Raw genomic sequence first — 1,596 nt, 5'->3', positions numbered from 1 at the left:
CGCCTTCGTCTGCGTGCTGCTCGTGGTCGTCGAGGACGTGGGGTGCGCCGTCGTAGCTGATGTGTCCCGATCCGATGTGGAGCTCTCGGTCCAGGAGGGGGCCGAGTTCGCCGAGTTCGTGGAGGACGACGAGGATCGTGGTTGTGGCGTTTTTCGATTCTGAGACGATCTGGGCGAGTCTTTCCCTGGAGGCCTGGTCGATTCCGGCCATCGGCTCGTCCATGATGAGAAGCTCTGGATCTCGTACGAGAGCCCGGGCGATGAGGACTCGCTGAGCTTGGCCTCCTGAGAGGATTGCGAAGGGGTCCTTCGCTCGGTGTGCGAGGCCGACCCTTTTGAGTGCGGCCATCGCTTTGTCCTTGTCTCCAGGGGAGTTCCACCATTTGCGGCGGCCGAGCAGTCCGGACATGACGACTTCGAGGGAACTGGCCGAAATGGGGCCTCCGAGGCTGATGCGCTGGGGTACGTAGCCGATGCGCTTCCACGGGATGGCTCGCGAATCCTGGTTGTCCACGCCGAAGAGGCGGACCGAGCCTCGAGTGATGGGGGCGGTTGCGAGCAGAGCGTGCAGGAGGGTGGATTTGCCCGAACCATTCGCTCCGGTGAGGGCGACCGTCTGGCCGCTGGGGATGCTCAGTGAGATGCCGTGTAGGACCAGGTGGGTGTCCCAGGCGACGTGGAGATCGTGAATATCGACGACGTTGGCGGGTGCCCCCAAGGCTGGGGCACCCGCCGGTGCTGTGAGTGAAGTGGTTGTCACTTGCAGTGCAGGGCCGTGCGAAGTGCGGTGATGTTGTTGCGCATGGCTGCCGCGTAATCCTCGTTCGGATTCACTTGGCTCTCGATCGGGTCGAGGACGGCGGTTTCGATTCCGAGGTCTTGTGCGAGGGTTTCGGCGACCTTCGGGTCGATGAGGGCCTCGGTGAAGATGATGGAGACGCCCTGGGCTTTCACGAGTTCGGAGATCTCTTGCAAGCGAGCGGGGGAGGGGGAGGAATCAGGGTCGAGGCCGGAGATTCCCACTTGGGTCAGGCCTGTGCGGTCGGCGAGGTAGCCGAAGGCGGCGTGAGCAGTGACGAAGGTTGTGTGTTCGCAGGTCGCGGTGCCGGAGACGAGTTCGGTTCCGAGGTCTTTCATCGAGTGCGCGACATTCGCGGCGTTCGAGGTGTAGGTCTGTGCGTTCTTCGGGTCGGCGTCGGCGAGGGCTTGTCCGATCAGGGTGGCGGCCTGGCTCATGCGCTCCGGGTCGAGCCAGAAGTGCGGGTCGGTCGACATGTCGTGGTCGGCCTCGTGATCGTGATCTGCATCGTGGTCGTGATCATCGACGTGGTTCCCCGAGTCGGAGACCTTGACGAGTTGAACAGCCGGTGCAACATCAATGACGGTCTTAGGGGCGTTGTGCTCGACGGCCTCGTCGACGGCACTCTGGAAGCCCTTGAGGTAGACGACGGCATCGGCTTTGCCGAGCTGGTCGACGCTGGCGGGGGAGAGTTCGAGGTCGTGCGGCTCGGCACCGTCTGGGGTGAGTGAGGTGACGGAGGTGAGCTCGCCGCCGATCTGTTCAGTCAGGTACTTGAGCGGGTAGAAGGAGGCCAT

The 1,596-nt window shown here is 63.4% G+C and carries 2 protein-coding genes; both read right to left on the bottom strand.

From position 1 onward, the window contains the following. Positions 1 to 760, bottom strand: a 760-nt coding sequence (locus JFX23_RS09230) for a metal ABC transporter ATP-binding protein (protein WP_198776646.1), incomplete at its 3' end; no start/stop codon positions are given. Next, positions 757 to 1,596 (bottom strand): metal ABC transporter substrate-binding protein (locus JFX23_RS09225; protein ID WP_198776645.1); only part of this gene is annotated, 840 nt, incomplete at its 5' end. The genes JFX23_RS09230 and JFX23_RS09225, both read right to left, overlap by 4 nt.

The organism is Schaalia cardiffensis (genome assembly GCF_016405145.1).
Classification (GTDB): Bacteria; Actinomycetota; Actinomycetes; order Actinomycetales; family Actinomycetaceae; genus Pauljensenia; species Pauljensenia cardiffensis.
This window is presented reverse-complemented; position numbering and strand designations above follow the sequence as displayed.